General features: G+C 62.8%; 21 protein-coding genes and 1 tRNA gene. 12 read left to right on the top strand and 10 right to left on the bottom strand.

Annotated features, from left to right (window positions below):
* Positions 1 to 417 precede the first annotated feature (417 nt).
* Both ASD99_RS15555 and ASD99_RS15560 read left to right on the top strand, forming a co-directional pair.
* Positions 418 to 2199: a glucan ABC transporter ATP-binding protein/ permease gene (locus ASD99_RS15555; protein ID WP_056593925.1), complete on the top strand. Its 1782-nt coding sequence runs from the start codon at positions 418 to 420 to the stop codon at positions 2197 to 2199.
* A 102-nt stretch (positions 2200 to 2301) separates the two neighbouring features.
* Positions 2302 to 3066 carry a heme ABC transporter permease gene (locus ASD99_RS15560; RefSeq protein ID WP_057144185.1) on the top strand — a complete coding sequence of 255 codons (765 nt, stop codon included), beginning with the start codon at positions 2302 to 2304 and terminating at the stop codon, positions 3064 to 3066.
* Positions 3067 to 3093: 27 nt separating this feature from the next.
* Here the strand turns inward: ASD99_RS15560 and ASD99_RS15565 are convergent, their stop codons facing one another.
* The gene (locus ASD99_RS15565) at positions 3094 to 4152 is read right to left on the bottom strand and encodes a D-TA family PLP-dependent enzyme (RefSeq protein WP_057144202.1); all 1059 of its coding nucleotides are present in this window, start codon (positions 4150 to 4152) and stop codon (positions 3094 to 3096) included.
* Between the two features lie 191 nt (positions 4153 to 4343).
* Between ASD99_RS15565 and ASD99_RS15570 the strand changes: the two genes are divergently transcribed.
* On the top strand, positions 4344 to 5030 hold the full coding sequence (locus ASD99_RS15570; protein WP_057144203.1) for a D-lyxose/D-mannose family sugar isomerase: 687 nt from the start codon (positions 4344 to 4346) through the stop codon (positions 5028 to 5030).
* Positions 5031 to 5165: 135 nt separating this feature from the next.
* Here the strand turns inward: ASD99_RS15570 and ASD99_RS15575 are convergent, their stop codons facing one another.
* The 3 genes from ASD99_RS15575 to ASD99_RS15585 all read right to left on the bottom strand — a co-directional run bounded on the left by ASD99_RS15575 (position 5166) and on the right by ASD99_RS15585 (position 7830).
* Entirely contained in the window at positions 5166 to 5789 is a 624-nt protein-coding gene (locus ASD99_RS15575; RefSeq protein WP_057144186.1) for a hypothetical protein, read from the bottom strand.
* Positions 5790 to 6649: 860 nt separating this feature from the next.
* Positions 6650 to 6723, bottom strand: a tRNA-Gln gene (locus ASD99_RS15580).
* A gap of 174 nt (positions 6724 to 6897) precedes the next feature.
* Positions 6898 to 7830, bottom strand: a complete 933-nt coding sequence (locus ASD99_RS15585) for a lysylphosphatidylglycerol synthase domain-containing protein (RefSeq protein WP_056593935.1) — start codon at positions 7828 to 7830, stop codon at positions 6898 to 6900.
* Positions 7831 to 8216: 386 nt separating this feature from the next.
* Here ASD99_RS15585 and ASD99_RS15590 point away from each other — a divergent pair, with 386 nt between their 5' ends.
* Entirely contained in the window at positions 8217 to 9575 is a 1359-nt protein-coding gene (locus ASD99_RS15590; RefSeq protein WP_057144187.1) for a Ppx/GppA phosphatase family protein, read from the top strand.
* A complete protein-coding gene (locus ASD99_RS15595; RefSeq protein WP_057144188.1) occupies positions 9572 to 10363 on the top strand; it encodes an RlmE family RNA methyltransferase in 792 nt (263 codons plus the stop codon). Before ASD99_RS15590 ends, ASD99_RS15595 begins: the two co-directional genes overlap by 4 nt.
* A 6-nt stretch (positions 10364 to 10369) precedes the next feature.
* On the opposite strand, the gene ASD99_RS15600 is transcribed toward ASD99_RS15595, so the two are convergent.
* A complete protein-coding gene (locus ASD99_RS15600) occupies positions 10370 to 11791 on the bottom strand; it encodes an MFS transporter (protein ID WP_056593945.1) in 1422 nt (473 codons plus the stop codon).
* 288 nt (positions 11792 to 12079) lie between these two features.
* Here ASD99_RS15600 and guaB point away from each other — a divergent pair, with 288 nt between their 5' ends.
* From guaB to ASD99_RS15615, 3 genes are read left to right on the top strand one after another with little or no spacing between them, the layout of a single operon-like run.
* Positions 12080 to 13582 (top strand): IMP dehydrogenase, encoded by a 1503-nt coding sequence (gene guaB / locus ASD99_RS15605; RefSeq protein ID WP_057144189.1) that lies wholly within the window; start codon positions 12080 to 12082, stop codon positions 13580 to 13582.
* Entirely contained in the window at positions 13533 to 14156 is a 624-nt protein-coding gene (locus ASD99_RS15610; protein WP_082525710.1) for a hypothetical protein, read from the top strand. Before guaB ends, ASD99_RS15610 begins: the two co-directional genes overlap by 50 nt.
* A gap of 34 nt (positions 14157 to 14190) precedes the next feature.
* A complete protein-coding gene (locus ASD99_RS15615; RefSeq protein ID WP_056593950.1) occupies positions 14191 to 14610 on the top strand; it encodes an MAPEG family protein in 420 nt (139 codons plus the stop codon).
* A 65-nt stretch (positions 14611 to 14675) separates the two neighbouring features.
* Here ASD99_RS15615 and rnd read toward each other — a convergent pair whose 3' ends face one another.
* The 3 genes from rnd to ASD99_RS15630 all read right to left on the bottom strand — a co-directional run bounded on the left by rnd (position 14676) and on the right by ASD99_RS15630 (position 18229).
* Positions 14676 to 15827, bottom strand: coding sequence for a ribonuclease D (gene rnd / locus ASD99_RS15620; protein WP_057144190.1), 1152 nt, complete (start codon positions 15825 to 15827; stop codon positions 14676 to 14678).
* 75 nt (positions 15828 to 15902) lie between these two features.
* Positions 15903 to 17147, bottom strand: coding sequence for an MFS transporter (locus tag ASD99_RS15625; RefSeq protein ID WP_057144191.1), 1245 nt, complete (start codon positions 17145 to 17147; stop codon positions 15903 to 15905).
* Between the two features lie 143 nt (positions 17148 to 17290).
* On the bottom strand, positions 17291 to 18229 hold the full coding sequence (locus ASD99_RS15630; protein ID WP_056593960.1) for a LysR family transcriptional regulator: 939 nt from the start codon (positions 18227 to 18229) through the stop codon (positions 17291 to 17293).
* Positions 18230 to 18332: 103 nt separating this feature from the next.
* Between ASD99_RS15630 and ASD99_RS15635 the strand changes: the two genes are divergently transcribed.
* From ASD99_RS15635 to aspS, 3 genes are all read left to right on the top strand, one after another.
* Positions 18333 to 19337: an NADP-dependent oxidoreductase gene (locus tag ASD99_RS15635; protein WP_057144192.1), complete on the top strand. Its 1005-nt coding sequence runs from the start codon at positions 18333 to 18335 to the stop codon at positions 19335 to 19337.
* Positions 19338 to 19411: 74 nt separating this feature from the next.
* Positions 19412 to 19834, top strand: coding sequence for a hypothetical protein (locus tag ASD99_RS15640; protein ID WP_057144193.1), 423 nt, complete (start codon positions 19412 to 19414; stop codon positions 19832 to 19834).
* A gap of 362 nt (positions 19835 to 20196) precedes the next feature.
* A complete protein-coding gene (gene aspS / locus ASD99_RS15645; protein WP_056594533.1) occupies positions 20197 to 21987 on the top strand; it encodes an aspartate--tRNA ligase in 1791 nt (596 codons plus the stop codon).
* A gap of 115 nt (positions 21988 to 22102) precedes the next feature.
* Here the strand turns inward: aspS and ASD99_RS15650 are convergent, their stop codons facing one another.
* Both ASD99_RS15650 and ASD99_RS15655 read right to left on the bottom strand, forming a co-directional pair.
* Entirely contained in the window at positions 22103 to 23293 is a 1191-nt protein-coding gene (locus tag ASD99_RS15650) for a hypothetical protein (protein ID WP_056593971.1), read from the bottom strand.
* 102 nt (positions 23294 to 23395) lie between these two features.
* Positions 23396 to 23665, bottom strand: a complete 270-nt coding sequence (locus ASD99_RS15655) for a hypothetical protein (RefSeq protein ID WP_156388991.1) — start codon at positions 23663 to 23665, stop codon at positions 23396 to 23398.
* Here ASD99_RS15655 and parC point away from each other — a divergent pair.
* Positions 23621 to 25873 carry a DNA topoisomerase IV subunit A gene (gene parC / locus ASD99_RS15660; protein WP_057144195.1) on the top strand — a complete coding sequence of 751 codons (2253 nt, stop codon included), beginning with the start codon at positions 23621 to 23623 and terminating at the stop codon, positions 25871 to 25873. The genes ASD99_RS15655 and parC overlap by 45 nt on opposite strands.
* Positions 25874 to 26108: the final 235 nt, after the last annotated feature.

Here is a 26108-nt window from a genome sequence, read left to right on the forward strand (position 1 = left end):
CATCGGCCCGAGCGAGGGGGCATTCGGCTGAGAAATCAATAAAATCAAAAACTTGATGCGTGTCGCAGGCGGCGTTCCCGGCGGCGAAACTCGGCGCCCCGTATTCCTGGGCGTCGGCAAGATCGCTTAAATTTGACCTATACTGTGCAAAAGGCGATTTCGGCTTTAGTCATCCGCCCGACATCGTTGCTGATTAAAATTGCGGCAGCACGTCCCAACTGCCATGATTTCGCCGCATGCCTGACATTTTACCTGTCTTCTCAAACCGTTAGGTGATCACGGCAGATTTCGGAACGTCGCCATCTTTTGTTCGCTCTCAAGGAACTGAAGGGGTACACGGCCATTGTTTTGCGACGTATCAACCGGTACGAGTCAAATGATGCAGTGCACAATAAACAGCGTGGCGGAGTAACTGGGGTGACCCTTCTGCAAATCTACTGGCGAGCTCTCGGTTATCTGGCCGCGGACAGGAAACGCGTCGCGTTGATCTGTTCGGCCAACGTGGCTCTCGCCATCGTAGCGCTTCTCGAGCCGATTATGTTCGGTCGCGTCATCGGCGCGATCTCCGAGCGCGGCTCTGTCTTCACCACGCTGGTCATGTGGGCCGGCCTCGGCGCCTTCAACATCGTTGCTTTCGTCATGGTGGCGCGCGGCGCTGACCGCTTTGCCCATGCGCGGCGCAGCGAAGTTCTGTGCCAGTCCTTCGAGCGCGTGATCACCATGCCGCTCGCCTGGCACCATCAGCACGGCACCTCCAATGCGTTGCACACGATGCTGCGCGCCGTCGAAACCCTGTTCAGCCTTTGGCTTGAATTCATGCGTCAGCATCTGTCCACGGCTGTAGCCCTCGTATTGCTGGTCCCAACCGCGATCAGCATGGACCTGCGCATGTCGCTGGTGCTGCTTGGCCTCGGACTGCTCTATGTCGGCATCGGTCGAATGGTCATGCGCCGCACCAAGGCGGGCCAGGCCGCGGTCGAGCGTCACTACCACAAGGTGTTCGCGCATGTGACCGACTCGGTCAGCAACGTTGCGGTGCTGCAGAGCTACAATCGCCTCGGCCTCGAGGCCGATACGCTGCGCCGCTACGTCAAGAACCTGCTCGACGCGCAGAACCCTGTGCTCGACTGGTGGGCGCTGGCCAATGCCTTGCACCGTCTGTCATCGGCAATCTCGATGCTGATCGTGTTGTCGATCGGCTCCTACCTCGTGACTCACGGTCAGTTGCGTATCGGCGATGTCATTGCCTTCACGGGTTTTGCCACGATGCTGATCGCCCGCCTCGACCAGATGTCGGCTTTCGCCAACCAGATTTCCGAGGCACGCGCCAAGCTTGAGGATTTCTACCAACTTGAGGACTCCGCGGCCGACTCCGCCGAGCCGGATGGCTTGCGCGATCTCGCCAATGTCACCGGCCATGTCCGCTTCGAGAATGTCGGCTTCGAATTCGCCAATTCGGGTCAGGGCATCGACGACGTGTCGTTCGAAGTCCAGGCCGGTCAGACCGTTGCCATCGTCGGCCCGACAGGCGCCGGCAAGACCACGCTCATCAACCTGCTGCAGCGTGTCTTCTCGCCGTCCCATGGCCGTATCCTGATCGACGGCGTCGACACCCGCACCGTGACACGCAAGTCGCTGCGTCATTCGATCGCCACCGTGTTCCAGGATGCCGGACTGCTCAACCGCTCGATCGAGGACAACATCCGCGTCGGCCGCGCCGATGCGACCAACGACGAGATCCATGCCGCCGCCGACGCGGCCGCGGCGCGGGACTTCATCCTGTCCAAGAGCAATGGCTACGACACGGTGGTCGGCGAACGTGGCGGCCAGTTGTCGGGTGGCGAGCGTCAGCGCATCGCCATCGCGCGCGCCGTGCTGAAGGATGCCCCGATCCTGGTGCTCGACGAGGCGACCAGCGCGCTCGACGTCGAGACCGAGGACCGCGTCAAGGACGCGATCGACGAATTGCGGCGCGACCGCACCACCTTCATCATCGCCCACCGCCTGACCACCGTCCGCGACGCCGATCTGGTCGTGTTCATGGACAAGGGCAGGGTGGTCGAAATGGGTGGCTTCGCCGAACTGTCGCTGCGCAACGGCCGCTTCGCCAGCCTGCTGCGCGCCGGCGGCCTGCTTAACGACGAGGAGGTTCGCCGCCTCAGCCGCACCGTGCAGCAACAGCAGGAAGCGGCTGCCTGATCAAGGGCGTCTCTGCCTTCTCCCTACAAGGGGCGAAGGCAAGAGACCTGCGACACCACCGCTCGATTGCCCCAAACGCACCGGCGGTCTATGTAGAGCCGCATGAGCGACACGACTTCACGCCTGACCGGCTGGATGGATCTTGCCAACCCGACGCGCTTCGTCGGGCTGGCCGACAGGCTCGTGCCGTGGCTGGCGTCCATCGCCGCACTCATCCTCGCCGTCGGGCTCTATATGAGCTTTGCCGCGCCTGAGGATTTCCAGCAAGGCATCACCGTCCGCATCATGTACATCCACGTGCCTTTCGCCTGGCTCGCCATGATGTGCTACACGTTGATGGCAATCTCCGCGCTGGGCACGCTTGTCTGGCGGCATCCCTTGGCCGACGTCGCGCTGAAATCCGCCGCGCCCATCGGCGCCGTCTTCACCGCGCTGGCGCTGATCACCGGCTCTATCTGGGGCAAGCCGATGTGGGGCACCTGGTGGGTCTGGGATGCACGGCTGACCTCGGTCTTCGTGCTGTTCCTAATGTATCTCGGCATCATCGCGCTGACCCGCGCGCTTGACGATGCCGGCCGCGCCGCCTGGGCCGCCGCCATCATGACGCTGGTCGGCTTCATCAACATCCCGATCATCAAATTCTCTGTCGACTGGTGGAACACGCTGCACCAGCCGGCTTCGGTGTTCCGCATGGGCGGCTCGACCATCGATTCCAGCCTGCTATGGCCGCTGCTGGTGATGGCGCTCGGCTTCACAATTCTGTTCTTCGCGCTGCACCTGATGGCGATGCGCACCGAAATCCGGCGCCGCCGCGTCATCGCCATGCGCCGCGTCGCGGCACGGCAGGCGGAGCGGCAGCCGGCTTAGCTCAATTCTATTGCCTGCCGAAACGGGTCAGGCCATCCTTCCGCGCGCCGCCACCGGCAGCGTCTCCAGCACCTTGTCGCCGTCGATCAGATTGACCTCGTTGAACAGGTTGGTGACGACGCAGCAATGATCGGGCACGACGCGCACGCGCTCGCCGATGCGCAACTTGCCGTCGCCTGAAAGCGTTACGGTGCCGTGCTCCTCGCTCAAGCCCGTCACCCGCGCGCCCGGAACACCAAGCAACTCGCCGAAATCCGCGAGCCCGAGCGTGTCGCTGGACAGCGCCTTGCTGCCGGCATCGAGGATGGCGCGCGCCGGCGTCGGGTGGCTGACCACCGTCGACAGCACCGTCAGTGCGCAATCGTCGAGAGTGCCGACGCCTTTGGCGACCTGATAGCGGTCGAGATAGATGTAGGTACCTGGGCGATACTCCGTGACCACCGACGCCTCGCTCGAGCGCCACATATCCGGCGTGCCGCCGCTGGAGATGCGTTCGCAGGCGAGGCCTGACGCAGCCAGCGCCTGCTTGGCGTCGGCGAGCCAGGCTTCGGCCTCGGCCGCGCGACCGGCGGCCGGGTAAGTCATCAGTCCGCCGAAGGCGAGGCCACCGGCTCTGTCGATCTGTCTTGCCAGCGCAACCGCTTCATCAGCCGTCTGCACGCCGCAGCGGCCCATGCCGGTGTCGCATTCGACCAGCACCGGCAGACGATGACCGGCATCGGTGAAGGCGGCGGCCAACCCTTCGAGCGTCTCCCTGCTGTCGGCTGTAACCGACAGTGTCACACGACGGTGCAGCGCCAGAAGCCGCTCCAGCTTGGCGCGCCCAAGGATGTTGTAGGGAAGGAAAATGTCGGTCAGCCCGGCGTCGGCCATCACCTCGGCCTCGCCGATCTTCTGGCAGGTGATGCCGACGGCGCCGGCCGCGACCTGCTTCTTCGCCCAGTAAGGCAGTTTGTGCGTCTTGATATGCGGCCGCAGTTTCAGCCCGTTCTTGTCGGCATGGGCCTGGGCGCGGGCAATGTTGGCTTCGGCGCGCGCGGCGTCGATCAGGATCGATGGCGTATCGAGGTCATGGACGGTCGGCATCATCTGTCACTCTGTGGAAATCCACAGGGGTTATGGCGCTCAAAGAGGGTGATGTCACGCGGCCAGCGGAGCGGATCTGTTGTCCATGCGCTGAAGGCGCAAGGCCGGGCGGAGCGGCAAGACGGATCGACACCGTATCGACGTTCAGCTATGCGATTTGCCAGACAAATCCATATGAAGGGATCATGATCATGAAACGCTCCGCCATCAACGACATCATCCGCGAAGCCGACGCTTTCATCCGCTCGTTCGGCTACATCATGCCGCCCTTCGCATACTGGTCGCCCGAGGAGGCGAAGGCACGCCAGGCCGACTCCGCGGCCGTGTTTACCTCCCGGCTCGGCTGGGACATCACCGATTACGGCCAGGAGAAATTCAAGGATCTCGGCCTGTTCCTGTTCACCGTTCGCAACGGCCGCTACGAGGACATGAAGAAGGGCATGGGCATGCTCTATGCCGAGAAGATCATGATCTCGCGCAAGGACCAGCTGTCGCCGATGCACCGCCACAACATCAAGGCCGAGGACATCATCAACCGCGGTGGCGGCAAGCTGGTGCTGCAACTGTTCATGCACGATCGCGACGGCGGCATCGATCCCAAGGCCGAAGTCTCGGTGCCTGTCGACGGAACCATTCACAGGCTGCCGGCGGGCGGGCTGTTGAAACTCGATCCGGGCCAGAGCGTCACGCTTTTGCCCGGCGTCTGGCACGCCTTCTGGGCCGAGGGCAAGGATGTGCTGATCGGCGAGGTGTCGACCGTCAATGACGATCTCACCGACAATGTCTTTCGCGAACCGATCGGCCGCTTCTCCAACATTGACGAGGATGTCGCCCCCGTGCACCTGCTGGTGTCCGACTACGAGAAATGGCTGGGCTGAGGGCTACGCGGGCGCCGGAATCGCGCGGGCAACTAATGCATGTCGCCCAAAAGTGGCTCCGGTTTTGGGAGAACGACATGCATAAAGACAAAGACCTAAAGCGCGTCGCCTGAATCCGTTCAAACGCGACGCGCTTTAGGATGTCGGGCTGTCTCCGTTTTGCCAGCCGGCTAGCTCAGGCAGGTCGTCCAGCCAACTTTTTTCTGTCTGGGCATCGCTGGCCTGTGGGGCAGCTTCGGCGGCGTTTTGAATGAGCCAGTCCACCCACTTCCGATAGGCAGCTGGATCCAGTTGGGGCGGCAGCACTTTGGCCTTGGCCAGCATCCGTTTGCGGAAGCTAACCTGCCTGCGGAGTTTGGTCGTCGTGAATTTGATTGCCTTGCCTTGGTATTCCACTGTCCACCGCCCATCCCCATGGCTGGTGAGCCTGTCGATGGCGAAACCGGCATCGACCGGCCTATCGCGCCAGGGAAGCTCGACGGCATTCTTCCTCAGATCGAGTGCCCATCGCCTGTAGTCGGCCCCGGCACGCTGGGGCGGCAGAACGCCAGCCTGTTCGAGTATCTTCCGGCGGAAGGTAGGCTGCTTCTTAAGCTGGCCTGTAGTCAACTCGACGCGATGTCCACGCAATTCGACGTGCCATCGGATCCGCCCGTTGCCGAAATACTTCACCAGCCTGTCGATAAAGAATTCGTCGTCGGTAAGCATCACGCAGCCTTGGCTGATGCTTTCGAGAATGTACTGGCTATCGGTGGGCATTGCGCGGCCTCGTGCAGGAACCTTTGACGAAGCTTAGCCAGTGGCACCCACAGGCGGCCAACAATCGCTTTCGCTCCGGGAATCTCGCCTGCCTCAATCAGCCCAAAGTGATGCGCGGGTTGCCATTGATATGCAAGGCGGTAGCACGCGCACCCAGGTGATGCCGGGAGCCAGGTTGGCGATGGGCGGCCCAGGGGCCGGAGCCGGAGCGCTTTGCATCGTCATCCACCAAAGCTCATCCGAAAACCTTCTAAGCAAGGAGGCTACCCGCTAGGTTCACGGCCAACGTGTTGGTAAGGTTCTGCCGTTATCATTGGTCCCCACATGGATGTCAAAACGCCCCCTATCCCTGCTGTCGATAACGCGGGCTGGCCCGGTGCTCTCACGGCCGCAAACGCATGGCGTGGACACTGTCTCAACATATTTGCTCGAAGCGAAGCAGCCGTTAGCGAGACGCTTTTGGTGCTGGCGAGTGTATCGGATCGGGGCACCGTCGTGAAACTGCCTCATCTGGTCGGCCAGCGATTTGAGGAGTTGGCAACTTTGATCGGACCCACCGGAGCTTTCGCTTCGGAAGGCAAGTCATCCGCAGCAGCATTGTCGGCCTTTCGTGCCCATGAGAGCCTGCGTACGTCGTTGTGCCACGGTGTCGGCAAAATTGCACTTGACCAACAAGGGGGTTGGTTGCTCGTGTTAAGGACACTTGCGTTCCGATCAAAGCAGCCGCAACGCACAGTCCTGGTTATCGAAGAGAACGAAGCCGAAGGATTGGTCAAATCACTCCAAGCCGCTGGGCATCGGCTCCGTTCAGAATTAGGAAACTTACGGCAAAAGTTAGGGTCGACCTGAGAAACGAGATTTGGCTGGGGAACCTGGATTCGAACCAGGACTAACGGAGTCAGAGTCCGTGGGTCTACCGTTAACCTATTCCCCAGCAGGCGCGGTCATGAACCGTGCGGGCCGAGCGGGCAAGCCGCTGTGAGCGCTGCCTTGTAGCCGCCAGCGGAAAATAGTCAAGCCTGCCCGGCAGTTCAATTGCAACCTTTTGTCTGCCGGGTTCAGGCGTCACGTTTCAAACGCTGCGCAGCGCCTCGAGGCCAATCTCACCTCAACCCTCCGTTCGGCTGAACTGCGAGCGTTCGAAGAACAGCACCACCCCCAGGCCCAGAATCAGCGGGATGATGAGGTAGAACAGCCTGAACACCAGCAGCGCCGCCAGCACGCCGACCGGGTCCATGTCCGAAAGGCCGGCCAGGAACACGACCTCGAACACGCCGAGCCCGCCCGGCGCGTGCGAGATCTGCGCGATCGAAAAAGAGACGAGGAAGACGCCGAGCACGACGAAATAGCCGGGATTGTGAGCTTCTGGCAGGGCAAAGAAGATGATCGCGGCAGCCGCCAGCAGCTCGATCGGGCCAATCAGCAATTGCCGTGCGACGATCGGCAGCGCCGGATAGTGCAGCTGAAAGCCGGCGATCTTCAGTGGGCGCAGATGCAGCCAACTGCCGAATATGTAAGCGGCGACGAGCAGCAGCATGGCGATGCCGGCCGCCGCCGACAGGCCATGATGCGCAATTCCCGAAAAGCGGTCGATGATCTCAGGCTCGAACACCAGCACGAGGCCGGAGGCGAGAATCGTCGACAGCACGAAGGTGATCCAGCAGACAGCCACCAGCACTCCAACATCCTGGCCGGTCAGGCCCCTGGTGCCATAGGCGCGGTATCGGATTACGGCGCCGGAAAACACCGAACCGCCGATGTTGTGCGACAGCGCATAGGTGGTGAAGGAGCAGAGCGTGACGAACAACCACGACACTTTCTTGCCGATGTGCAGGAGCGCGATGTGGTCGTAGCCGGCGAGCGAGGCATAGGCGATGACCGAACTCACGGCCGCGAGAATCCAGCCGCGGGCAGGGATAGCAGTGATGCCGTCCCAGACATCGTCGAGCGAAATGCCGCGCAGTTCGTGCCAGAGCAGCAGCAGCGAGAAGATCACCGCCGCTATGCCGACGACCGGCCAGAAATAGCGTCTCCAGTTCATTGCCTGATTGCCATGCGTTGCGGATCCGCTTCCTTTTCTGTTGGTGATGGGAGGAGGCCGGCTACCGCCGGCTACTCCCGCCCATTTCAGAAATGCCTCATTGAAGCCGGCTATTCAACCGCGAAGGTTTTTCGCGGTGGCAACCGGCAGGCTTTGTCCGTGCTGCAAGCGGCCGAGAGGACTCAGGAAGGTGTTGCGCCTACCAATCCAGGCTTGCGGATACATTACGCAATGCTGCCGGAACGGCGGTTCGCGCGGCCAGCCGGCAAAATTCGGCACGCGGCTCTTGGTGATCGGGCGCGGCACTGTTAGTCTGGCGGCAACTTAAAACACTGAAGCGCCTGCTGCGTCCATCATCGGTTCGCGCGGCGCCGGAAGGAACGACAGTGGAAGACCACGACACCGGCGCCGGCGCGCCGGAGGTGGGCGTGTCCAGCGCTTCCCAGGGGCCATCTGGCCCGGGAACCGCCAGCTGGCAGCAACGCCGCCCGACGGAGCCCCGTTCCGCCGATGGGCAGGCGGGCGACGCGCCCCAGAAGGGCAAGCCCAAGAAGCGGCGCAAGCGAAGGCGCGGGCGCAAGGTTTTTGCGCGCGACGAAGCGCGTCCCCCGGAGAATCGAGCGCCGGCGCCAGGCAAGACCGGCGCCCCGGCAGCGGAGGCGCACAGGCCGGCGGAATCGGTGGCCCCGCCCGCCGCTGTAGTGGCACGGCCCGAACAGGGCACCCGGCGCCCACCGGTGCACGAGCTTCCCGTGTTTGCGGCGCTTGACCTCGGCACCAACAATTGCCGGCTGCTGGTTGCCGTGCCGACGCGGCATGGCCAGTTCCGCGTCATCGACGCCTTTTCGCGCATCGTCCGGCTGGGCGAGGGGCTCACCGCCAATGGCCGGCTCGGCCAGCCGGCGATGGATCGCGCTGTCGAGGCGCTGAAGATCTGCGGCGACAAGCTGCGCAACCGCAAGATCCGAAAAGCCCGGCTGATCGCCACCGAAGCCTGCCGCACGGCCGACAATGGCGTCGAGTTCCTCGACCGCGTCGAGCGCGAGGCCGGCCTGAAGCTCGAGATCATCGATCGCCAGACCGAGGCGCGGCTGGCGGTTTCCGGCTGCGGCTCGCTGGTCGAACGCGACACGCAAGGCGTCGTACTGTTCGATATCGGCGGCGGCTCATCCGAGATTGCGCTGATCGATCTCGCCGGCCGCCGCTCGCCAAGGCTCGCCAATCACATCGTGTCGTGGACCTCGCTGCCGGTCGGCGTCGTCTCGCTGGCCGAGCGTTTCGGTGGCCGCACGGTGACGCGCGAGATCTTCGCCGCCATGGTCGACGACGTCGCCGGCCGGCTGGCCGGCTTCGACGGCCGCGATCGGCTGAGCCACCTCAAGGCGAGCCCGAATTTCCATCTGCTGGGCACGTCCGGAACGGTGACGACGCTGGCCGGTGTTCACCTCGACCTCGATCGCTACGACCGCCGCCGTGTCGACGGGCTGTGGATGGACCGCGACAGCGTCGACCGCATGGTCGAAAAACTGGTCGGCTGGGATTTCCAGCAGCGCTGCGCCAATCCTTGCATCGGTGCCGATCGTGCCGATCTGGTGCTGGCCGGCTGTGCTATCCTCGAAGCGATCCGCGCGGTATGGCCGTCGGAGCGGCTGCGCGTCGCCGACCGGGGTCTGCGCGAAGGCATATTGAGCGAGCTGATGGCCGATGACGGCGTCTGGCGAAATGATGGGCGCGGCAGACCATGACCAAGAAACCGGAAAAACCAGGATCCGCCAGCATTCGCGTTCTGAAGACGCGGATCAAGAAGAAGAGCGGGCTGAAGGAATCGTCGCGCCGCTGGCTGCAGCGCCACATCAACGATCCCTATGTCCAGCGCTCCAAGGCTGATGGCTATCGCTCGCGCGCGGCCTACAAGCTGATCGAGATCGACGACAAGCACCATCTGTTGAAGCCCGGCATGAAGGTGATCGACCTCGGCGCGGCTCCCGGCGGCTGGTGCCAGGTCGCGGCCGCGCGCACGAAATCGACGGCCGACAAGCCGCATGTCATCGGCATCGATTATCTGGAGATGGACGCCGTGCCCGGCGCGCCGGTGCTGTTGATGGATTTCCTCGATCCGCTGGCACCACAAAAGCTGGCCGAGGCGCTGGGCGGGGATCCCGATATCGTGCTGTCGGACATGGCGGCCCCGACCACCGGCCACAAGCGGACCGACCATATCCGCACCATGCATCTGTGCGAGGTGGCGGCCGACTTCGCGCTGTCGGTGCTGAAGCCGGGCGGGCATTTCCTGGCCAAGACCTTCCAGGGCGGCGCCGAAAATGAATTGCTCTCCCTGCTCAAGCGCAACTTCCGTTCCGTCCATCACGTCAAGCCGCCGGCGTCGCGCGATGAATCGGTCGAGCTTTATCTCCTGGCCAAGGATTTTAAGGGGCGAGAGCCGCCCAAGGGCGAATCGGAAAGTCCATCGGACATTACGAAGGACTTGAGCGCCCGAGGCGATAACGAAGGGCCGGACGACGGCGAAGGCTAAGCCGCATCAATTGCCCGGCGGGCTTACCGCTTCCAACGTCTTGGGCGTGATCAATCGGCCATGTCCGGAGACGGCGCTGCCGGCGTCGGGCGCCAGCCGCATGAAGGACAGGGACGCGGCGGCGGATATCACCGCAACGACGAAGAACGCGGTGTGGAAATCCGCCAGCGTTAGTGACCTGTCATTCAAGCTCGTGGACACTTCCAGGATGCCGCCGGCCACCGCCACGCCGAGCGCGACCGACAACTGCTGGAACACGGCTGTAATCGGCGTCGCCTTGCTGGTGTCTTCAGCCGAAACCTCGGCATAGGCGAGCGCATTGACCCCGGTGAAGAACATCGAGCGGATGAAGCCGCCGACGAGCAGCATGGCCAGCATCAGCAGATAGGGTGTGTCGGGTGTGAACAGGCCGTAGATGGCGATCGAGGCCGCGGCGACCAGCGAACCGACAACCAGCACGCGGCGGAAGCCAGCGACGCGGAAGATCAGTGCGGTGACGAATTTCATGCCGATGGCGCCGATCGCCGAGACGAAGGTGATCATGCCGGACTGGAATGGCGTCAGCCCAAAGCCGATCTGGAACATCAGCGGCAGCAGGAAGGGCACGGCGCCGATGCCGATGCGAAACAGCGAGCCGCCGAGTACCGAGGAGCGGAACACCTGGTTGCGGAACAGTTCGAGCGCCAGCAGCGGGTTTTTGGCGCGGCGTGCATGCAGCAGATAGAGCGCGCCCGACAGCAGGCCAACCGCTACGGTGATGACACCCACGATTGGCGGCAGATAGGGCAAGCTGACCACCGACAGGCCGAACACCACCCCGGATGCCGCCAGCCCGCTCAGCACGAAGCCGATGAAATCAAGTGGCGGCGTCTGCGAGGGTTCGGTCTCCGGCAGGAAACGCGTCGCCAGCCAGATGCCGACCACGCCGATCGGCACATTGATCAGGAAGATCCAATGCCAGGTGAAATAGGTGGTGATGAAGCCGCCCACCGGCGGCCCGACCAACGGCCCGACCAGAGCCGGAACGGTCAGCCAGGACATTGCCGCGACGAGTTCGCTTTTCGGTGTCGCGCGCACCAGCACCAGCCGCCCGACCGGTGTCATCATGGCGCCGCCAATGCCTTGCAGGAAGCGCGACACCACGAAAGCCGGCAGCGAACCGGAGAGCGCGCAGGCGATCGAGCCGACGATGAAGACCGCGATCGCGGCACGAAAGACATTCTTGGCGCCGAAACGGTCGGCCATCCAGCCGCTGATCGGAATGAAGATCGCCAGCGATACCAGATAGGCAGTCAGCGCCAGCTTGAGCGCGATCGGGCTGGTATGGATGTCGATTGCGATCGCCGGCAGTGATGTCGCGATGACGGTCGAATCCATGTTTTCCATGAAAAGGGCGACCGCCAGTATGAGCGGGATGGTGCGGTTCAAGGAACGCGTCCAGACTTGAATGTTGCGTTGCCGGTTGCATGTCGGTCTTGAAGCGGGCGGTTACCATGCCTTCGCCGGGATGTCGCATTAATTTGCTGTCACTTTCGTGCTACCGGCAACCACAGGTGGCACCCATCGGGCGAAAAGTCACCCTTCCGGGAGCGTGAAATCATCGGCTTTTCATCGGCGCCGGGACGTGTTACCAGCCAGCGCCAATCCTGAAAGGGAAGAAACGAGTCGGCGCTGTCCATTCCGGTCCAGCGCTTTTTTGTATTCCGAGGGCTGGCCATGGCAAAAATCATCGAAACCTCCACCGGCGCATTGGCGCTGACCTTTGACGACGTGCTGCTGCAGCCGGGTCATTCCGAGGTCATGCCCGGCGAGACAGATGTCCGCACCCGCATCGCCGGCGACATCGACCTCAACGTGCCGATCCTCTCTGCGGCGATGGACACCGTTACCGAGGCGCGGCTTGCCATCGCCATGGCCCAGGCCGGCGGCATTGGCGTCATCCACCGCAATTTCTCGCCGGCCGAACAGGCTGAGCAGGTGCGGCAGGTCAAGAAGTTCGAATCCGGCATGGTGGTCAATCCCGTCACCATCGGTCCTGACGCGACGCTCGCCGACGCGCTGGGCCTGATGCGCAGTTATTCGATCTCGGGCATTCCGGTGGTCGAGAATGGCGGCAGTGGCGGCCACAAGATCGGACGGCTGATCGGCATCCTGACCAATCGTGACGTGCGCTTTGCGTCCGATCCGGCGCAGAAGGTCCATGAGCTGATGACCCGTGACAACCTGATCACGGTCAAGGAGAATGTCGACCAGGACGAGGCCAAACGGCTTCTGCACCAGCACAGAATCGAAAAGCTGGTCGTCGTCGACAAGCAGGGCAATTGCGTCGGGCTGATCACCGTCAAGGACATCGAGAAGTCGCAGCTGAACCCGCACGCCACCAAGGACGCGCAGGGCCGCTTGCGCGCCGCCGCCGCCACCAGCGTCGGCGATGACGGTTTCGAGCGCGCCGAACGTCTCATCGATGCAGGCGTCGACCTTCTGGTGATCGACACCGCGCATGGCCACTCGCAGCGCGTGCTGGACGCGGTGACGCGCGCCAAGAAGCTCTCCAACTCGGTTCGCATCCTGGCCGGCAACGTCGCCACCGCCGCGGGCACGCAGGCGCTGATCGACGCCGGCGCCGACGCCGTCAAGGTCGGCATCGGTCCGGGCTCCATCTGCACCACCCGCATCGTTGCCGGCGTCGGCGTGCCGCAGCTCTCGGCCATCATGTCGGCGGTCGAGACGGCGCACAAATCAGGCGTCTCGGTAATCGCCGATGGCGGCATCAAATATTCCGGCGATCTCGCCAAGGCGCTCGCCGCCGGCGCAAGTGCCGCCATGATCGGCTCGCTGCTGGCCGGAACCGACGAAAGCCCTGGCGAGGTCTATCTGCACCAGGGCCGCTCCTTCAAGGCGTATCGCGGCATGGGCTCGGTCGGCGCCATGGCCCGCGGCTCCGCCGATCGCTACTTCCAGGCCGAGGTGCGCGACACGCTGAAATTGGTCCCGGAAGGCATCGAGGGGCAGGTTCCCTACAAAGGACCTGTGTCTGGCGTGCTGCACCAGCTTGCAGGCGGGCTGAAAGCCGCTATGGGTTATGTTGGTGGCCGCGACCTTGCCGATTTCCGCGACCGTGCCACCTTTGTGCGTATATCCAACGCCGGACTTCGTGAAAGCCACGCCCATGACGTCACGATTACCCGCGAAAGCCCGAATTATCCCGGCGGAGTCTAACCAGTACGGGCTCGGGCGGAGCCTGACGGCGACGATCCTGCGGCTGTCGCGGCACGCAGGCGCGCTCTGTTTCCTGTCGGCGGTGGTGTTCATCGCCATGACGGTGCTGGAATTCTTCTACTTTCAACAGTTGAGCGGTGGCTTGCCGTCACTCGACATGCGTATTTTCGGTTTCACGCCGGATGAAGGCATGGCCTGGCTGACAGCGCTCGGCCGGCGCGGTGGCGAGATCATTCTCGTCTGGCACTATCTGACCTTCGCTCTCCTGTTCCCGGTGCTGCTGTCGGCGACGCTGGTCAGCCTGATCCTGGCAACCGGTCGGCGATTGAAGGCTTTCCGTGTGTTGCCGGCGCAGTTGCAGTCGATCTTCGCGCTGGTTCTGGTGCTGCCCTACACGCTTGCCGACTACGTCCAGAACATCGCGGTGGCGCGGCTTCTGTCCGATTTCCTGTCGGCGAACCCGGATTCGCTGTCTTTCGCCTCGTCGCTGATCGTCACCAAATTCGCGCTTTTAGCCATCCCGGCGATCGTCATTGCCGCCTTCTGGCTGGCGGGCCTGAAACGCCAGGCTTGATGCCGGCAAAACCCAACCGGGCAGGGGGGACTTCATGAACCAGACCACGATCTTCTGGCCTGTTCTGGCGCATGTGCTGCTGATCTACATCGTCTACGGCGTCCTGGGTCGCCGCAGATACGGCGCAGTCAGGTCAGGCGAAGCTAAGGCCGGCCAGTTCAAGGTGCGCTCGACCGAGCCTGCCTCTAGCATCACCGTTGCCGCCAATCTCACCAACCAGTTCGAATTGCCGGTGCTGTTCTATGTGCTGTGCCTGACGCTGCACCTGACCAACGGCGTCAACTATCTGACCCTGGCGCTGATGTGGATTTTCGTCGCGTCGCGCTATTTTCATGCCTGGATTCACCTGACCAGCAACAATCTGCTGCTGCGCAGCCGCTCTTTCTTCGTCGGAGCGGTGATTCTTTTGCTTGGATGGATCTGGTTCGCGCTGCACCTGCTCGGCGTGGTTTGAGCAGGTGTTTACCCTCCCGAAGGGGAGGTCGCTCCGCAAAGCGGAGCGGTGTGGGGGTAAAGCGCCTAAAGATCGAACACGGCGATCTTGCGCTTGTCGAACTTGATGCCGATCTCGCCGCGCACCAGCTTGAGCGCTGCTTCGCCGAACACCGCGCGCCGCCAGCCCTGCAGGGCCGGTACGTCGGCTTCCTCGCCCTCGGCGGCGATACGGTCGATGTCGTCGCTGGAGGCCAGCACTTTCGAGGCGACGCCTTCCTTCTCCGCGACGATCCGCAGCAGCACCTTCAACAGTTCAGCCGCTGCATTCGAGCCCTCGGGCGGCTGGAAATTCTTCGGCAGCTTCGGCATCTGCTCCTTGGGCAAGGCAAGCGCGGTGTTGACCGCGCCAAGCAGCGCCGTCGCCGTCGAGGAGCGCTCCCAGCCCTTCGGCGTCGTGCGCAGCTTGCCAAGGGCTGCCGCGTCGCGCGGCGCCTGCTGCGCCACCTCGTAGATTGCGTCGTCCTTGAGCACGCGGCCGCGCGGCACGTCGCGTTCGCGCGCCTCACGCTCGCGCCATGCCGCCACGCCTTGCACGATCGCCAGTTCCTGCGGTTTGCGCAGTCGCATCTTCAGCCGCTTCCAGGCGTCCTCGGGATGCGGGTCATAGGTCTCGCGCGAGGTCAGGATCTCCATCTCCTCGTTGAGCCAATGGGCGCGGTTTTCCCGCTCCAGCTCGGCGCTGAGGTGTTGATAGACCTCGATCAGATGGGTGACGTCGGCCAGCGCGTAGTCGAGCTGCTTGTCGGAAAGCGGCCGGTGGCGCCAGTCGGTGAAGCGCGACGACTTGTCGAGCCGCGCCCCGGTGATGCGCTGCACGAGCTGGTCGTAGGACACACTGTCACCGAAGCCGCAAACCATCGCCGCCACTTGCGTGTCGAACACCGGATGCGGCACCAGATCGCCGAGATGGACGATGATTTCGATGTCCTGCCGCGCGGCGTGGAAGACTTTGACCACCGCCTCGTTGGCCATCAGCTTGAAGAACGGCTTCAGGTCGATGTCGGGCGCCAGCGGATCGATCAGCGCCGTCACGCCGGGTGCGGCCATCTGGATCAGGCACAGGATCGGCCAAAAGGTCGTTTCTCGAATGAATTCGGTGTCGACGGTGACGAAATCCGACTTTTCGAAAGCGGCGAGAACGGTCTCGAGTTCTTTCTGGGTGGTGATGACGTGCATCAAATCGCTTTTGGCAGGAGTAAGGTCTTCCTAGATTTCAGCCGGCGGGGGTTTCGTCAAGCTTTGGCACCATCGTCACGGCTCCGTGGGCCCGTCGGAATCGCCGTTTCTTCTGGCCAGCCGTGCGAAAACGGTCGAGGTGCGCAAGAGCGCGGTGAAGCGGCGGCGCCTGCCTGCCGGGACGCCGGACCGGGCCTGCATCCGGTAAAGAATGACGGCGATGAAGATCGCATAGACCACGGCGCTGAACACGAACAGCGCGCTCGGCCCGAAATACTGCATCGCCGTCGAGGCGGCGAATGGGCCGCCAATGGCGCCGAAGGAATAGAACAGCATCAAGGCCGCATTGATCAGCACGAACTCGCCCGTGTCGGCGCGATCGTTGGAATGCGCCGCCGACAGCGAATAGAGCGGCATGGCGAAACAGCCGAAGATGAAGATGATGATGAAGTTGAGCAGCGGATTGCTGCCGGCGATGAACACCAGCGCCAGTGCCGAAAACATCGCGCAGCAGGTCGTTATCAGCAGCACCCTGCGCCGGTCCCAGCGGTCGGACAGGTAGCCGAGCGGATACTGGATGATGGCGCCGCCGAAGATGCCGACGCTGACGAAGGTGACGACATCGGCGACCGACATGCCGATCTGCTCGGCATAAACCGGCGACAATGTGCGAAAGGCGCTGTTGGTGACGCCGACGGCGATGCAGCCGAAACAGCCCAGCGGCGAAATCCGCCAGACGCGCGCCAGGTCGAGCTTGACGTCCTCGGGTGGCGTCGGGTTGGAGCGGTCACCGAGCGAAACCGGCACCAGCGACAACGTGATCATGATCGACATGATGGCGAAGATGGTGAAGCCGCCGGCGCCGAAGACCGGGATCAGGAACTGGGCGCCGGTCACGGAACCAGTGTCGACCATCCGGTAGATCGCCAGCACACGGGCGCGATCCTTGTTGGCGACGCCGGAATTCAGCCAGCTTTCGACGATGGTGAACAGCCCGGCGAAGCAGAAACCGCCGGCAAAGCGCACCGCGCACCACATCACCGGATCGAGAACCAGCACCAGCAGCAAGGTGCCGACCGAGGCGATCGCCGCCAGCGCCGAAAATGCCCTGATATGGCCGACCGCCTTCATGATGCGGGTGATGGCCAGGCAGCCGAGCAGGAAGCCGGCGAAATAGAAGGTGCCCATCAGGCCGATGTCGGAGGCGGAAAACCCTTCCTGCGCGCCACGCAGCGCGATCAGCGTGCTCTGCAGCCCATTGCCGCCAAGCAGGATGCCGGCGGCGAGGAGGAGCGGGATCAGTGGGCGGATGGAGGACATGAAGCAATCACGTGTCGGTGATCCCTTCTTGAACCATCGCCATGGCCAATACCAGCGCCAATTCCCGGCGGTATGGGACCCAACAGGGGTTATCGGCGCCTCAGTTTGGATTTCAGCCTGAGGTGGTTGGTTCGCGGGCGCGGTCACACCGCCAATCTGGCCACGGCCTCCATCCGCTCTTGAAAGACCTCATGCAACCGAGTGAGGAAGGCCCGCACGGCCGGGTTGGTGCGGCGGCTTTCCGGCCAGAGTGCGGTGATATTGTGCCGCTTCACGGCGAATTCGGACAGCACCGGTACGAGCTCGCCACGCGCCACATAGGGCGCTGCAATAAAGGTCGCACTGATGCCGATCCCGCCGCCGGCCGCGAGTGTCGCGACCAGCGCATCGCTCATGTCGACAACGATGCCGGACGGCGGCACGATCTCGATCATTCGATCGCCGATCCGAAAAGGCCAGTGCAAAGCCTGGCCCGTGCTCTGGTAGCGGAGGTTGACGGTGTCGTGCCCCTCCAGTTCGTCCGGGTGCATCGGGGTGCCACGCGCTGCCAGATAGGCTGGCGATGCGAAGGCGCAGAGCCGATGCGGTGCGAGCCTGCGCGACAACAGCCGCGAGTCTGCGAGGTCGCCAATGCGTACCGCGATGTCGATCCCTTGCTCGATGATATCTACGATCTGGTCGTTCAGCCGCAGATCTACCGTCACCTTGGGATAGAGCTTGCGGAACGCCGGCAGCGCGGGCGCTATCACATGGAGGCCGATCGGCAGCGGCGCTGCTATCCGCAAGGTGCCTGAAGGCTCGGAGCGCGCCGTCATCGCGACCTGCTCTATCTCTTCCACATCGCGCAGCAGTCTGAGCGCGCGCTCATGCAGCTCGCGGCCCTCTGGCGTGAGGGTCAGCGAGCGGGTCGTGCGTGTGAAGAGTGAAATCCCCAAATGCTGTTCGAGCCGCTGCACGCTCTTGCTGACGGCCGAGGGCGAGATCGACAGGGAACGGGCAGCAGCGGTGTAGCTCCCGATCGACCCAGCACGGGCGAATGCGACCAAGCCAGTCAATCGATCCAAAGCGATATGTTCCTTCATGGAACTATTGAAACGAATTCCGAAGCAATTATCAACCTTGCGGCTTGGACATATGTGCCTTCAGCAATGATACTTTCCCGTGGAGGTTCCAGTGAGCGATATAATGAAGGCGGTCCGGCTACACGTATTCGGCGGTCCCGAGGTGCTGCGCTATGAAGATGCGCCGAAACCTGAGCTAGATTCGGGCGAGGTGCTCGTCCGCGTTCACGCCATCGGTATCAATCCTCCCGACTGGTACCTGCGCGACGGGTACAAGATGCTTCCTCCCGAGTGGCAACCGCAGGTGTCCTTTCCCATCATTCCGGGAACGGACATATCGGGGGTTGTCGTAGCGGTCGCCAAGGATGTCGAGATCTTCTCCGTCGGAGACGAAGTATACTCGATGGTTCGCTTCCCCGTGGGCCTTGCGGGGGGCAGCAAGGCTTATGCCGAGTATGTCAGCGTGCCGGCGTTGGAACTTGCGCTCAAGCCGGCCGGCATTGATCATGTGCATGCCGCCGGAGCGCCGATGTCGCTGCTCACCGCGTGGCAGTTCCTGATCGAGTTGGGGCACAATGAACCGAACCCGCTTCAGCCCAACCAGCATGAGCCGGTGCCACTCAAGGGGAAGACCGTCCTGGTAAACGGCGCCGCAGGCGGTGTGGGGCACTTCGCCGTGCAGATAGCGAAACTGAAAGGTGCGCACGTCATCGCCGTGGCATCGGGCAAACATGAGTCGCTGCTACGCGATCTCGGCGCCGACGAGTTCATCGACTACACCAAAACGCCGCCCGAGGACGCAGCCCATGACATCGACCTTGTCGTCGATGCCCTTGGCGGACCGAGCACCGGGCGTTTCCTGCGCACGCTTAAGCGCGGCGGTGCATTGTTCCCAGTGTTCCCCCTGGGCTTCTCCGGTGCGGAGGAGGCCGAGAAGCTGGGCGTCACGGTCTCGGCCACCCAGGTCCGTTCGAGCGGGGCTCAGTTGAGGGAAGTCGCCCGCTTCCTCGATGACGGGACGATCCGCGTCGTCCTGGACAGCGTCTATCCGCTTGCCGACGCTTGCAAGGCCCACGCGCGGGCAGCCCAAGGGCACATTCAAGGCAAGATCGTGCTCAACGTGGATTGAAGGCCGAAGCTTGAAGGATCGTCCTTTCGCTGGCGCCTCGTCGCGAAAGTGAAAGCTATGGAAGAAGCAGCTTGATGACCACGGACGCAAAGATCTGCCACGGAACGACGGCTTGGTTTGAGATGGTGGGGACGTTGATGAGCGAAGTGGCTTCGCAGTCCGGACTTTCGCCAGAACTCAATCTTTCGCTGGTTGAGCGCTACACTGACGGAGTCGAACTGTCCGAAGGCCTTGTTCAAGGCCTTCGCTTCGACATCCTCAGGGGCAAGCCGTCGTTCAGGGTTGGGGCGCGGCGGGACGAGTGGGCGGACGTGATGATCGAGATAACGGCCGCGGCAGCGCGGAAGTTGAACAGACTACGCAGCGCCGATCCGAACTATACCGCCGCGCTCGAAGGCTTTTTGAGCACGGGTGAGATGCGGGTGCAGGGCGACCCTTCGCGCATGGGTGGCTGGCTGAACGCGGTACACGATCGGATCGTGAATCGTACAATTTAGCGCGCGAGATGGGGACGGAACTTCTGCCTGAACTGCTGATCGCGGATGATCCTCACCAGGAAGACTGGAGGGAGTAGAGGAGAGCAACGTGGAGGCGTGCTCCCTTTGCAATCTTGTTCTCGGAAGGCGACCGTCTTGCAATGATCACTTTGATCCAGGCACTGGCGCTGAACGACGGTCGCTTTCGGATTACCTCTCAGCCGTGCGGAACGCCGACTGGGGGTCGAAATCCGAAGTTCAAACTGAGATGCCGCCCAAGACCGCTTGCCTTGACAAAGGCGGCCTCTCATGCGCTTTTCGCGCAAATTTCGAGCCGGCCCGTCGGCCCCGTAACCCAGCACCCCGGACTTTTACCAATGACAATGCACCGTTACCGAAGCCATACCTGTGCCCAGTTGAGGAAGAGCGACGTCGGATCGACCGTTCGCCTGTCGGGCTGGGTGCATCGCGTGCGCGATCATGGCGGCCTGCTCTTTATCGACCTGCGCGACCATTATGGCCTGACCCAGATCGTCGCCGACCCCGATTCGCCGGCCTTCAAGGTCGCCGAGACGGTGCGCGGCGAATGGGTCATCCGCGTCGACGGCGAGGTCAAGGCGCGCTTACCCGAGACCACCAATGCCAATTTGCCGACCGGCGAGATCGAGATTTTCGCCCGCGAGATCGAAGTTCTGTCGGCGGCCAAGGAACTGCCGCTGCCGGTGTTCGGCGAGCCGGACTATCCCGAGGATATCCGCCTGAAATACCGCTTCCTCGACCTGCGCCGCGACACGCTGCACAAGAATATCGTGGCACGCACGAAAATCATCGCCGAGATGCGCAAGCGCATGACCGATGTCGGCTTCACCGAATTCTCGACGCCGATTCTCACCGCCTCGTCGCCGGAAGGCGCGCGCGACTTCCTGGTGCCGTCGCGCATCCATCCCGGCACCTTCTACGCGCTGCCGCAGGCGCCGCAGCAGTACAAGCAACTGATCATGGTGTCGGGCTTCGACCGCTACTTCCAGATCGCCCCCTGCTTCCGCGACGAGGACCCGCGCGCCGACCGTCTGCCCGGCGAATTCTACCAGCTCGATCTCGAAATGAGCTTCGTCGAGCAGGACGACGTGCTGTCGACCATGGAACCGGTCATGCGTGGGGTCTTCGAGACCTTCGCCAACGGCAAGCCGGTGACGCAGAAGTTCCAGCGCATTCCATATGATGTCGCCATGCGCAAATACGGCTCCGACAAGCCCGACCTGCGCAACCCGATCGAGATGCAGGCCGTCTCCGAGCATTTTCGCGATTCCGGCTTCAAGGTGTTCGCCAACATCCTGGCCAACGACCCGAAGGCCGAGGTGTGGGGCATTCCGGCCAAGACCGGCGGCAGCCGTGCTTTCTGCGACCGCATGAATTCCTGGGCGCAGGGCGAGGGTCAGCCGGGGCTCGGCTATATCTTCTGGCGCAAGGAGGGCGACAAGCTCGAAGGCGCCGGTCCGCTGGCCAAGAACATCGGCGAGGAGCGCACCGAGGCGATCCGCCTTCAGCTCGGCCTTGCCGACGGCGACGCCGCTTTCTTCGTCGCCGGCGATCCGAAGAAGTTCGTCTCTTTTGCGGGTGCGGCGCGCACCCGCGCCGGCGAGGAGCTGAACCTTGTCGACCGCGAGCGTTTCGAACTGTGCTGGATCGTCGACTTCCCGTTCTTCGAGTGGAATGAGGAAGAGAAGAAGATCGACTTCGCCCACAATCCGTTCTCGATGCCGCAAGGCGGCATCGATGCGCTGAATGGCGAGGACCTGCTCGGCATCAAGGCATTCCAGTACGACATGGTCTGCAACGGTTTCGAGATCGCCTCCGGCGGTATCCGCAACCATCTGCCCGAAACCATGGTCAAGGCGTTCGAGACGGTCGGGCTGGACCGCGCCACGGTCGAGGAGCGCTTTGGCGGCCTATACCGCGCCTTCCAGTATGGCGCGCCGCCGCATGGCGGCATGGCTGCCGGCGTCGACCGTGTCGTCATGCTGCTGCTCGGGGCGAAGAATCTGCGCGAGATCACCATGTTCCCGATGAACCAGCAGGCCTATGATTTGCTGATGAACGCGCCGTCGGAAGCGAGCCCGCAGCAGCTTCGCGACCTGGCGCTGCGCGTCGCGGTGCCCAAGAAGGACGCCTGATCGCGCTTCGGGCGACGCTTTAAAGAACCGCTCGAACCGATTCTTTCGATTCGATAATCCCACGAAAAAGCCCGGCATCGCTGCCGGGCTTTTTCGCATGTTGAGGTCGCTTCGATCAGTCTTCGTTGGCCTTGACGGCGACGCCGAGCGTCTTAGGCAGGTCGAGCGGGTTGGACATGGCGCCCGCCATGATCAGCGCGAACGGCACCGATGCCGGCGGCTCGGCCGAGACTTCGAGGCTCTTCGGATCGTCGAGATACTTGCTGACCGCGGCCGTCACCTGTGCCGTCAGCTCGGGATTGTTGAGCTGCGCCATGCCGAACGGCACGATTGCCTTGGCCTGGTTGGCGATGTCCTTGCCGGACATGCCTTGCTGCTTGCCGACATAGTCCAGCACCTTGTTGGTCAGCGAATCGTCGTCGAAGCGGATCGAGGCACTGTTGAACGAAAGCTGCTGCAACAGGCCGAGCATCGCCATGCCTTGTGCCGAATTGTCGGCGCCTTCAGGCTGTGCCGCCATCTTCTTCTGCATTTCCTGCAGCGACTTGATGAAGTCCATCGTGTAGCCACCAAGATCGAAGGTCATGCCGAGCGTGCCGGCATTTTCGACGGAGATGTCGTATTTCGACAGTTCCATCTTGCCGTCCGTGGGCTGCCACGTGCCGGCCATCTCGAGATTGCCCGCGATGTTCTGGTAGCCAAGCGCGTTGATGACTTCCTTGGACTTGGGATCGTCGACCAGCGTCAGGTCGGCGTTGAACTTTTCCGTGGTGGCGGTGAATTCCATTGCCTTGCCGTCCGCCGGCGGCGTGATCTCGATGGCAAGCCCGTCCATCGAGAAGGCGGTCTTGTCGGCAACCTTGACGGTCATGTTCGAGAGTTCGGCGGACTTGTACATCATCAGCGAGCCCAGCGGGCCGGTGGCACCGTCGGCCGGAACGGTCATGTCATGAATGACGAAGGGGCTGAGATCGAGAGTGACGCCGTCCTTGCTGTGCGCGAAGGCAGCCGTCGAGACGGTGGCGATGTCATAGCCGCCATTTGCCTCGGTGACGCCTTCGAGCTTGACGTCGCCGATGGTGAGCGCTTCCTTTTCCGCCGCCGGTTTGATGGCAACCCCCTGCAGCACCATGTTGGTGTTGTCACCGGTCACGCCGGTCCAGGTGATGTCGACGCCCTGGGCGGCAAGCGCTGCCTTCAGCCGGTCGGCAACCGCCGCATCCTGGGCGAGAGCGGCATTCAGCGGCAGCGTGAGCAGGAAGGTCGAAAAGGCGAATTTCTGGAGAGTTGAACGTTTGATTGTCATCGCAAGGTCCCTGAGAGTGTCTTGAAATTATTTTTCAATTCTATGCGCCATCACCATTCCGTGACGAACTGGACGGGAAAAAGGCGTGTCCCGGCACAATGGTCAAAAATCACGGTGAAAGGCAAACTCGATCCCACCGTCTTTGCGCAAACCGGTGAATTTGTCATGAAGAGCCGGTGGCCTGATATCATCGCGCTTGGCCATAGAACCCGCATGTAACAGGCTGATGTTGGTCGACATCGTCAAGCGCATGGTTTCATGTTGCACAAGCGCCGGTATATCGGCCTGCCTCTTGCCGCGAATCACCCGCTCGGCTAGTCCCAGCCCATGGGAAAAAGGCATTTGCCGCCTGAAAATGGCGGTGGCGATCATATCGAGCCGGTCGATCTGAAGAAGGCGCTGGAAGAGCGCTATCTGGCCTATGCGCTGTCGACCATCATGCACCGGGCGCTGCCCGACGTGCGCGACGGACTGAAGCCGGTCCATCGCCGCATCATGCACGCCATGCGCCTGCTGCGGCTCAATCCGGACCAGGGCTTTGCCAAATGCGCCCGCATTGTCGGCGAGGTGATGGGCAAGTTCCACCCGCATGGCGACCAGTCGATCTATGATGCGCTGGTGCGGTTGGCGCAGGATTTCTCGATGCGCTACCCCTTGGTCGACGGGCAAGGCAATTTCGGCAACATCGACGGCGATAACGCTGCCGCCATGCGCTACACCGAAGCGCGCATGACCGATGTGGCGACCGAACTGTTGTCCGGCATCACCGAGGACGCCGTCGACTATCGGCCGACCTACAATGAAGAAGACGAGGAGCCGGTGGTTTTGCCCGGCGCCTTTCCGAACCTGCTGGCCAATGGCTCGTCCGGCATCGCGGTGGGCATGGCGACATCGATCCCGCCGCACAACGCGGCCGAACTGTGCGACGCGGCACTGCACCTGATCGAGCATCGCGACGCGCCGGTGGCGAAGCTGATGGACTTCGTCCAAGGGCCGGATTTCCCGACCGGCGGCATCATCGTCGACAGCCGCGCCTCGATCCTCGAGGCCTATGAAACCGGCCGCGGCGGCTTCCGCGTGCGGTCGAAGTGGATCCAGGAGGACCAGGGCAGGGGCACCTGGAGCATCGTCGTCACCGAAATCCCCTATGGCGTGCAGAAGGCGCGGCTGATCGAGAAGATCGCCGAGCTGCTGATGGCACGCAAGCTGCCGCTGCTCGAGGACATCAGGGACGAGAGCGCCGAGGACGTCCGCGTCGTGCTGGTGCCGAAGAGCCGTTCGGTCGATCCGGGCATCCTGATGGAATCGCTGTTCAAGCTCACCGAGCTCGAAAGCCGCTTCCCGCTCAACATGAACGTCCTGTCGCGCGGCAAGGTGCCCAACGTGCTGTCGCTGAAGGGCGTCCTGCAGGAATGGCTCGAGCACCGCCGCGAGGTTTTGGTCCGTCGCTCGAAACATCGGCTTGGCGAGATCGAAAGACGGTTGGAGATTCTTGCCGGCTACCTGATCGCCTACCTCAACATCGACGAGGTGATCAGGATCATCCGCGAGGAGGATGAGCCGAAGCAGGTCATGATGGCCCGCTGGTCGCTCACCGACACCCAGGCCGAAGCCATTCTCAACATGCGGCTGCGCGCTCTGCGCAAGCTTGAAGAATTCGAGATCCGTAAGGAATTCGACGGCCTGAGCGCCGAGAAGAAGCAGATCGAGACACTGCTTGCCTCAAACGAGAAGCAGTGGGCGACGATCAAGTGGGAAGTCACCAACATCCGCGACAAGTTCGGCCCGGAGACCGAGCTTGGCAAGCGCCGCACCCAGTTCGCCGACGCGCCCGAGCATGATCTGACCGACATTGCGCACGCCATGATCGAGCGCGAGCCGGTCACCGTGGTCGTTTCGGAAAAGGGCTGGCTGCGGGCCATGAAGGGGCATCTGGCCGACCTCTCGACGCTGACCTTCAAGGAGGGCGACAGCCTTAAGCTCGCCTTCCATGCCCAGACCACCGACAAGGTGCTGGTCTTCACCACCGGCGGCAAGTTCTACACCATCGGCGCCGACCGGCTGCCTGGCGGACGCGGCCATGGCGAGCCGATCCGCATCATCGTCGACATGGACAATGACCAGGACATCGTCACCGCCTTCGTTCACGACCCGAAGCGCAAGCTGCTGCTGGCCTCGCACGACGCCAATGGTTTTATCGTGTCGGAGGAGGAAGTCGTCGCCAACACCCGCAAGGGCAAGCAGGTGATGAACGTCAAGGCGCCGGACGAAGCCAAGCGCTGCATCCCGGTCACCGGCGACCATCTCGCCATCGTCGGCGAGAACCGCAAGATGCTGGTGTTCGCGCTCTCCGAGATTCCGGAGATGGGCCGCGGCAAGGGCGTACGGCTGCAGAAATACAAGGACGGCGGCCTTCTCGATCTCAAGCCGTTCACGCTGGAGACCGGCCTCTCCTGGCAGGATTCAGCGGACCGCACCTTCACCCGGTCGCGCGAGGAACTGGCCGAATGGATCGGCGCCCGTGCCTCGGCCGGCCGCATGGTGCCGAAGGGATTCCCGAGGACGGGGAAGTTTGGATGACGCTGCTAATCTCCCCCCTTAAAGGGAGGAGATGGCCGCCGCGCATGAAGCGCTAGCCTCCTCTTCTGTTTGCGACAGGGCTGGCGTCAGGTCGTCCCGACCCCCTCTGTCGCCTTTGGCGACGTCTCCCCCTCGAGGGCAGGGCTATCGCATATGAGCGATTGCCTGGATGAGATAGTCGTCATTCCAAGCGCATTTCTTGATGCGGTGGCTGATGGGGACTTTGTCGATGTCG

The sequence above is a fragment of the Mesorhizobium sp. Root695 genome, assembly GCF_001428185.1.
GTDB lineage: Bacteria > Pseudomonadota > Alphaproteobacteria > Rhizobiales > Rhizobiaceae > Mesorhizobium.

Coding starts and splice junctions, on each gene's coding strand:
- ASD99_RS15585 (WP_056593935.1), bottom strand. CDS start 7,830: ATGAACTGGAGACGCTATTTCTGGCCGGTCGTCGGCATAGCGGCGGTG.
- ASD99_RS15575 (WP_057144186.1), bottom strand. CDS start 5,789: ATGCCCACCGATAGCCAGTACATTCTCGAAAGCATCAGCCAAGGCTGC.
- ASD99_RS15565 (WP_057144202.1), bottom strand. CDS start 4,152: ATGCCGACCGTCCATGACCTCGATACGCCATCGATCCTGATCGACGCC.
- ASD99_RS15610 (WP_082525710.1), top strand. CDS start 13,533: ATGACGTCACGATTACCCGCGAAAGCCCGAATTATCCCGGCGGAGTCT.
- aspS (WP_056594533.1), top strand. CDS start 20,197: ATGCACCGTTACCGAAGCCATACCTGTGCCCAGTTGAGGAAGAGCGAC.
- parC (WP_057144195.1), top strand. CDS start 23,621: ATGGGAAAAAGGCATTTGCCGCCTGAAAATGGCGGTGGCGATCATATC.
- ASD99_RS15635 (WP_057144192.1), top strand. CDS start 18,333: ATGAAGGCGGTCCGGCTACACGTATTCGGCGGTCCCGAGGTGCTGCGC.
- ASD99_RS15640 (WP_057144193.1), top strand. CDS start 19,412: ATGACCACGGACGCAAAGATCTGCCACGGAACGACGGCTTGGTTTGAG.
- ASD99_RS15595 (WP_057144188.1), top strand. CDS start 9,572: ATGACCAAGAAACCGGAAAAACCAGGATCCGCCAGCATTCGCGTTCTG.
- ASD99_RS15570 (WP_057144203.1), top strand. CDS start 4,344: ATGAAACGCTCCGCCATCAACGACATCATCCGCGAAGCCGACGCTTTC.
- guaB (WP_057144189.1), top strand. CDS start 12,080: ATGGCAAAAATCATCGAAACCTCCACCGGCGCATTGGCGCTGACCTTT.
- ASD99_RS15615 (WP_056593950.1), top strand. CDS start 14,191: ATGAACCAGACCACGATCTTCTGGCCTGTTCTGGCGCATGTGCTGCTG.
- ASD99_RS15650 (WP_056593971.1), bottom strand. CDS start 23,293: ATGACAATCAAACGTTCAACTCTCCAGAAATTCGCCTTTTCGACCTTC.
- ASD99_RS15655 (WP_156388991.1), bottom strand. CDS start 23,665: ATGATCGCCACCGCCATTTTCAGGCGGCAAATGCCTTTTTCCCATGGG.
- ASD99_RS15625 (WP_057144191.1), bottom strand. CDS start 17,147: ATGTCCTCCATCCGCCCACTGATCCCGCTCCTCCTCGCCGCCGGCATC.
- rnd (WP_057144190.1), bottom strand. CDS start 15,827: ATGCACGTCATCACCACCCAGAAAGAACTCGAGACCGTTCTCGCCGCT.
- ASD99_RS15560 (WP_057144185.1), top strand. CDS start 2,302: ATGAGCGACACGACTTCACGCCTGACCGGCTGGATGGATCTTGCCAAC.
- ASD99_RS15630 (WP_056593960.1), bottom strand. CDS start 18,229: ATGAAGGAACATATCGCTTTGGATCGATTGACTGGCTTGGTCGCATTC.